This window comes from Streptomyces sp. PL-29 (genome assembly GCF_058344425.1).
The window spans coordinates 5,235,789-5,242,500 of the sequence record NZ_CP136996.1; the positions used below are offsets into that span (position 1 = coordinate 5,235,789).

General features: G+C 68.1%; 7 protein-coding genes. 5 read left to right on the plus strand and 2 right to left on the minus strand.

Annotated elements, in window-relative coordinates; translation table 11 throughout:
• Window positions 1-84: 84 nt before the first annotated feature.
• Both dapB and R4Z63_RS24215 read left to right on the plus strand, forming a co-directional pair.
• Window positions 85-837, plus strand: a complete 753-nt coding sequence (gene dapB / locus R4Z63_RS24210; protein ID WP_384455017.1) for a 4-hydroxy-tetrahydrodipicolinate reductase — start codon at window positions 85-87, stop codon at window positions 835-837.
• Between the two features lie 15 nt (window positions 838-852).
• The gene (locus tag R4Z63_RS24215; RefSeq protein ID WP_384455020.1) at window positions 853-1,305 is read left to right on the plus strand and encodes a tetratricopeptide repeat protein; all 453 of its coding nucleotides are present in this window, start codon (window positions 853-855) and stop codon (window positions 1,303-1,305) included.
• A gap of 51 nt (window positions 1,306-1,356) precedes the next feature.
• On the opposite strand, the gene R4Z63_RS24220 is transcribed toward R4Z63_RS24215, so the two are convergent.
• Together R4Z63_RS24220 and R4Z63_RS24225 are read right to left on the minus strand one after the other, a co-directional pair.
• Window positions 1,357-1,920 (minus strand): SCO5741 family PH domain-containing membrane protein, encoded by a 564-nt coding sequence (locus R4Z63_RS24220; protein ID WP_384455023.1) that lies wholly within the window; start codon window positions 1,918-1,920, stop codon window positions 1,357-1,359.
• Between the two features lie 48 nt (window positions 1,921-1,968).
• Window positions 1,969-2,208 (minus strand): hypothetical protein, encoded by a 240-nt coding sequence (locus R4Z63_RS24225; protein ID WP_037928571.1) that lies wholly within the window; start codon window positions 2,206-2,208, stop codon window positions 1,969-1,971.
• A gap of 213 nt (window positions 2,209-2,421) precedes the next feature.
• On the opposite strand from R4Z63_RS24225, the gene thyX reads away from it, so the two are divergent.
• The 3 genes from thyX to R4Z63_RS24240 all read left to right on the plus strand — a co-directional run bounded on the left by thyX (window position 2,422) and on the right by R4Z63_RS24240 (window position 6,081).
• A complete protein-coding gene (gene thyX, locus R4Z63_RS24230; RefSeq protein ID WP_037928573.1) occupies window positions 2,422-3,162 on the plus strand; it encodes an FAD-dependent thymidylate synthase in 741 nt (246 codons plus the stop codon).
• Between the two features lie 210 nt (window positions 3,163-3,372).
• Complete coding sequence (gene dapA / locus R4Z63_RS24235) at window positions 3,373-4,272, plus strand: 4-hydroxy-tetrahydrodipicolinate synthase (protein WP_384455027.1); 900 nt, start codon at window positions 3,373-3,375, stop codon at window positions 4,270-4,272.
• Between the two features lie 123 nt (window positions 4,273-4,395).
• Complete coding sequence (locus R4Z63_RS24240) at window positions 4,396-6,081, plus strand: ribonuclease J (RefSeq protein ID WP_037928580.1); 1,686 nt, start codon at window positions 4,396-4,398, stop codon at window positions 6,079-6,081.
• Window positions 6,082-6,712: the final 631 nt, after the last annotated feature.

Sequence of the window (6,712 nt, forward strand, 5' to 3'; positions counted from 1 at the left end):
ATGCCGGGCTCGCGGGGCCTGGCGCCCGATCCGGCCTGATCGGCAAGACACCCCTCGATTCCGTACACAGGTAAGGAAGTGACTATGAGCAAGCTGCGCGTGGCAGTCCTCGGGGCCGGGGGCCGGATCGGCTCCGAGGCCGTCAAGGCCATCGAGGCGGCGGAGGACATGGAGCTGGTTGCGGCGCTCGGCCGCGGTGACAGCCTCCAGACGTTGGCCGAGACCGGCGCCCAGGTCGCGGTCGAGCTGACCACCCCCGCCTCCGTGATGGACAACCTTGAGTTTCTCGTCCGCCACGGCATCCACGGGGTGGTCGGCACCACCGGCTGGACCGAGGACCGCCTCGCCCGGCTGGACACCTGGCTCGCCGCTTCCCCGAAGACCGGTGTGCTCATCGCGCCGAACTTCTCCATCGGTGCCGTCCTCACCATGAAGTTCGCCGCCCAGGCCGCCCGCTACTTCGAGTCCGTCGAGGTCGTCGAGCTGCACCACCCCAACAAGGCCGACGCCCCCTCCGGTACGGCGACCCGTACCGCGCAGCTGATCGCGGCCGCCCGTGCCGAGGCCGGCCTGGGCGCGCAGCCCGACGCCACGGCCACCGCCCTCGACGGTGCGCGCGGGGCGGACGTCGACGGCGTACCGGTCCACGCGGTCCGCCTGCGCGGCCTGCTCGCGCACCAGGAGGTCCTCCTCGGCGGCGAGGGCGAAACCCTGACCATCCGCCACGACTCCCTGCACCACAGCAGCTTCATGCCGGGCATCCTGCTCGGCGCGCGCCGCGTGGCGCAGACCCCGGGCCTCACCTTCGGCCTGGAAAACTTCCTCGACCTGGGCTGACCGGACTGATTCACGATGCGCGCGAAGATCACGTATTTCATCACGGCCGCCGTGCTGGTCGTCTACTTCGTCCTGGTCGGCAGCCGGGGACTGCTGCTGATCCGACAGGGCACCTGGCTCACCGTCACCTTCGGGGTGGCCGTGCTGATCCTGCCGTTCATCGGCGTCTGGTTCCTGTGGAAGAACACGCAGTTCGTCACCAGGGCCAACCAGCTGGCCGTTGAGCTGGAGGCCGAGGGCGGACTGCCCGTGGACGAGCTGGAGCGCGACCAGTACGGCCGGATCCTGCGGGATTCCGCCGACGAGGTCTTCGCACGCCGCAAGGCCGAGACCGAGGACGCGCCGGGGGACTGGCGCAGCTGGTTCCGGCTGGCCGTCGCCTACCAGGACGCCCGGGACACCCCGCGGGCGCGCAAGGCCATGCAGCGGGCGATCGCCCTGCACGACAAGAAGCCCGTACAGGTCTGACACCTGTACGGGCCCTTCGCGGCGTGTCCCGTCGTACCCCGCGACCCGGGGTCAGGCGGGCACCGGCCGGTACTCCTCGGCCCAGGCTTCGACCGCGTCCGCGGCCCGGTCGAAGGCCTCGGCCCGTGACAGGAAGTCGGCGCTGTGGTCGGTCAGCAGCACCGGCGGCTCCTCGACGCCCCGGGCGGACACCGTCAGTGCCTGCCCCTGAACGGTCCGCGGCAGGCCGAGCCAGCGCACCGGCTGCTGCACCGTGCGGATCTCGGTGACAGCGTTCCAGGCGATCGTCCGGGTGACGAAGAAGCCGACCCTGCGCAGGCCCGTACGGCTGACCCATACGCCCACGCGCAGCATCTGCAGCGCCGAAGCGAGGACGGCGAGTGCGGCGACCAGGCACGCGCCCGCGCCGGCCCAGCCGCCGCCGGCGAAGGCGACGATCATGGTGGCCAGGAGCATGAAGGCGGACAGCAGCAGCAGCACCGCGGAGATGGCCACGCGCCAGGGGCCGGGCCGGTAGGGGCGTTGCCAGCGGTCGTCGTCGGCGTGGGCCAGGACCTCGTCGCCGTCGTCGTCCGCGTCGGACACGCCGTCGGCCGTCAGGAAGGGCAGGGGCACGGCTGGACCTCACTCACATGCACGTTCGGTAGGGCTGTGCCCGTGAGGCTACCGCCCCTCGGACGCAGTCGACTGCTGCGACTTCTCCGGGGCCTTGTTCGGCTGCAGTGCGGGGATCCCGAAGAGCAGCGAGCCGGCGAGCCCCGCGACCACGGTCAGGCCGACCAGACTACGGGCGGTCAACTGGGCCCTGCCCAGGCGCTCGCGCGGCGGTGGAGTGACATTGCTGCGGAAGCGGTCGGCCTCGGCGACGAAGGCGAACGGGACGGGTTCGCTCCGGCGAAACATGAGAGGCAATCTCCTCGGGCTCGATGCGGGTGCGTTCTGTCCTGTAGGACGTACGGGCCGCCCAATCCGTGCCGGATATGCGGACATCGACCGGAATTCGTGGCTGCGCGTCAGCTGCGCCGGTGCACCGGCGGCAGGTGAGCGTGCACGGGGACCGGCGAGGCGCGCCGTAGAGTGGGCGCGCCCCAGGACGCACGTTTGGAAGGACCCCCGGTGAGCGAGACCGCCGCTTCAGATCTGAAACCCAGCTTCCGCAGCGACGTGACGGTGGAGCTGGTAAAGCACTCCGCCGCCGACTCCGACGTGCTCTGGGCGGCTCGCGTCTCCACGGCCGGCGAGCAGTCGCTGGAGGAGCTCCAGAAGGACCCGGAGCGCTCGAAGGGGCTCATCAATTACCTGATGCGGGACCGTCACGGCAGCCCCTTCGAGCACAACTCGATGACCTTCTTCATCAGCGCCCCGATCTTCGTCTTCCGCGAGTTCATGCGGCACCGCGTGGGCTGGTCGTACAACGAGGAGTCGGGCCGCTACAGGGAGCTCGAACCGGTCTTCTACGTCCCCGACGCCGAGCGCAAGCTCGTCCAGGAGGGCCGCCCCGGCAAGTACGTCTTCGTCGAGGGCACCCAGGCGCAGCAAGAGCTGACCGCGCGCGTCATGGAGGACTCGTACGTTCAGGCGTACGAGGCCTACCGGGAGATGCTCGCCGCGGGCGTAGCCCGAGAGGTGGCCCGTTCGGTCCTGCCGGTCGGCCTGTTCTCCTCGATGTACGCCACCTGCAACGCGCGCTCGCTGATGCACTTCCTCGGTCTGCGCACCCAGCACGAGCTCGCCACCGTCCCGTCCTTCCCGCAGCGGGAGATCGAGATGGTCGGCGAGAAGATGGAGCAGCACTGGGCCCGGCTCATGCCGCTGACGTACGCCGCGTACAACGGCAACGGTCGCGTTGCCCCGTAAGGGCCGTTGCAGGCCGATGTGCCCGCAGCGTACAGATGTACGGAGTCAAGTCCGAAGTGTCCGTATTGCGACGTTTCGTAAACTTCATCTAGGCTGATCAAACGGACCCGGCACTGCCTGAACCCCCGAGCAGGCAGTGCCGGCGTCCAACACCCTGTTGACGTCCCCCGAGGGGACACCGCGAGCATGGCAGCGAGTAGCGTGTTACCCATGGCTCCGATCTCGACTCCGCAGACCCCCTTCGGGCGGGTCCTCACCGCCATGATCACGCCGTTCGCGGCGGATGGCGCTCTCGATCTCGACGGCGCGCAGCAGCTCGCCGTCCACCTGGTGGACGCAGGCAACGACGGTCTGATCATCAACGGCACCACCGGCGAGTCGCCCACCACCACCGACGCGGAGAAAAACGACCTCGTACGAGCCGTCCTCGAAGCCGTCGGAGACCGCGCCCACGTGGTCGCCGGCATCGGTACGAACGACACCCGCCACACGCTGGAGCTGGCCCGCCAGGCCGAGCGCACCGGCGCACACGGCCTGCTCGCCGTGACCCCGTACTACAGCAAGCCCCCGCAGGAGGGCCTCTACCGGCACTTCACGGCGATCGCCGACGCCACCGAGCTGCCGGTCATGCTCTACGACATCCCCGGCCGCAGCGGTGTCCCGATCGAGACCGAAACCCTGGTCCGGCTGGCCGAGCACCCCCGTATCGTGGCCAACAAGGACGCCAAGGGCGACCTCGGCCAGGCCGGCTGGGCGATCGCACGGAGCGGCCTCGCCTGGTACTCGGGCGACGACATGCTGAACCTGCCGCTCCTGTCAGTGGGCGCCGTCGGCTTCGTCTCCGTCGTGGGCCACCTGGTCACGCCCGAGCTGCGGGCGATGCTGGAGGCCCACCTCGCCGGAGACGTCCAGAAGGCTGCCGAGATCCACCAGAAGCTGCTCCCCGTCTTCACCGGGATGTTCCGCACCCAGGGTGTGATGACGACCAAGGCCGCGCTGAAGCTCCAGGGCCTGCCGGCCGGCCCGCTGCGACTCCCGCTGATCGAACTGACCGACGAAGAGACGGCCCAGCTCAAGATCGATCTTGCCGCGGGCGGGGTACAGCTCTGACAACAGACTTCACAACTCAATAAGCACCACCGAACAAATACAGAGCAGACAACAGCAAGTGCACGAATGACATGCGCGCCACGTGCCTTCCGGGTACGTGGCGTGCGTGGTGAGGAGACACTTTTGAGCCATCCGCATCCGGAACTCGGTCCGCCGCCGAAGCTGCCCAAGGGCGGCCTCAGGGTCACCCCCCTGGGTGGCCTCGGCGAGATCGGCCGCAACATGACCGTCTTCGAGTACGACGGCCGCCTCCTGATCGTCGACTGCGGTGTCCTTTTCCCCGAGGAGGAGCAGCCCGGCATCGACCTGATCCTGCCGGACTTCTCGTCCATCCGGGACCGCCTCGACGACATCGAGGGCATCGTCCTCACCCACGGCCACGAAGACCACATCGGCGCCGTCCCCTACCTCCTGCGGGAGAAGCCGGACATCCCGCTGATCGGCTCCAAGCTGACGCTGGCCCTCATCGAGGCCAAGCTCCAGGAGCACCGCATCCGCCCCTACACCCTTGAGGTGAAGGAGGGGGAGCGCGAGGGCCTCGGCCCCTTCGACTGTGAGTTCATCGCGGTCAACCACTCCATCCCGGACGCGCTGGCCGTGGCCATCCGCACGGGCGCGGGCCTGGTCGTCGCCACCGGCGACTTCAAGATGGACCAGCTCCCGCTGGACAAGCGGCTCACGGACCTGCACGCCTTCGCGCGCCTGAGCGAGGAGGGCATCGACCTCCTGCTGTCCGACTCGACGAACGCCGAGGTCCCGGGCTTCGTCCCGCCGGAGCGCGAGATCTCCACGGTCCTGCGGAACGTCTTCGCCAACGCCCACCACCGGATCATCGTGGCCAGCTTCGCCAGCCACGTGCACCGCATCCAGCAGATCCTCGACGCCGCCCACGAGTACGGCCGCCGGGTCGCCTTCGTCGGCCGTTCGATGGTCCGCAACATGGGTATCGCCCGCGACCTGGGATACCTCCGGGTCCCGGCGGGCCTCGTCGTGGACGTCAAGACGCTCGACGACCTGCCGCCCGAGGAGGTCGTGCTGGTCTGCACCGGCTCCCAGGGCGAGCCGATGGCGGCGCTGTCCCGCATGGCGAACCGCGACCACCAGATCCGGATCGTCCCCGGCGACACGGTGATCCTGGCGTCGTCCCTGATCCCGGGCAACGAGAACGCCGTCTACCGCGTGATCAACGGCCTGACCCGCTGGGGCGCCAACGTCGTCCACAAGGGCAATGCCAAGGTGCACGTCTCGGGCCACGCCTCGGCCGGCGAGCTGCTGTACTTCTACAACATCTGCAAGCCGCGGAACCTGATGCCGGTCCACGGCGAATGGCGCCACCTGCGTGCCAATGCCGAACTCGGTGCCATGACGGGCGTCCCCAAGGACCGGATCGTCATCGCCGAGGACGGCGTCGTCGTCGACCTCGTCGACGGCAAGGCCCGTATTTCCGGAAAGGTGCAGGCCGGCTACGTCTACGTGGACGGCCTCTCGGTCGGCGACGTCACCGAGTCCTCCCTCAAGGACCGCCGAATCCTCGGCGACGAGGGCATCATCTCGGTCTACGTCGTGGTGGACAGCACCACCGGCAAAGTGGTCAGCGGCCCGAACATCCAGGCCCGCGGCTCCGGCATCGACGACGCGGCCTTCGGCCCGGTCGTCACGAAGATCGAGGAAGCCATCGCCCGCGCCGCGGCCGACGGGGTTGCCGAACCGCACCAGATCCAGCAGCTCGTCCGTCGCACGATGGGCAAGTGGGTCTCGGACAGCTACCGCCGGCGCCCGATGATTCTCCCGGTCGTCGTCGAGGTCTGATCCAGGCCCTCGCCGTAGCGCCGTCACCGGAGCGGGGCAACCGGATTTGCATCCGGGGGCCCCGCTCCAGTACGTTTACGTCTCCACCCAGCAAGGCAACCCGGAACACACGTGTGTCCGGGCCCAGTCGTGCGGCCGGTGGCAATCAGACCCGGGGAAACCTGATATGGTCTGATCCGCCCGAAAGGGAAAGGCCCTCCAACGGCCTCAGAATTCCAATCCAAGCCGATTGCAACTTTCGAGAAGCAAGGCGCGGAAATGGTCTGGTAAGGTTGGAATCGCCGGAAAGGGAAACGCGAAAGCGGAAACCTGGAAAGCGCCGAGGAAATCGGACACGAAAGAGTCTGATAGAGTCGGAAACGCAAGACAGCAGAACGAAAGCCCGGAGGAAAGCCCGCAGCGAGTATCGCTGGGGTGAGTACAAAGGAAGCGTCCGTTCCTTGAGAACTCAACAGCGTGCCAAAAATCAACGCCAGAAGTTGATACCCCGTCCACTTCGGTGGATGAGGTTCCTTTGAAAAGTCCTGTTCGGCCTTCGGGTGCGGGCAGGCAATTAAACACAGCGAGGACGTTGTGGTCAGTCGGTCTTATTCCGACCGTGACTGGCCCGCTCTTTCGTGTGTGTGCACCC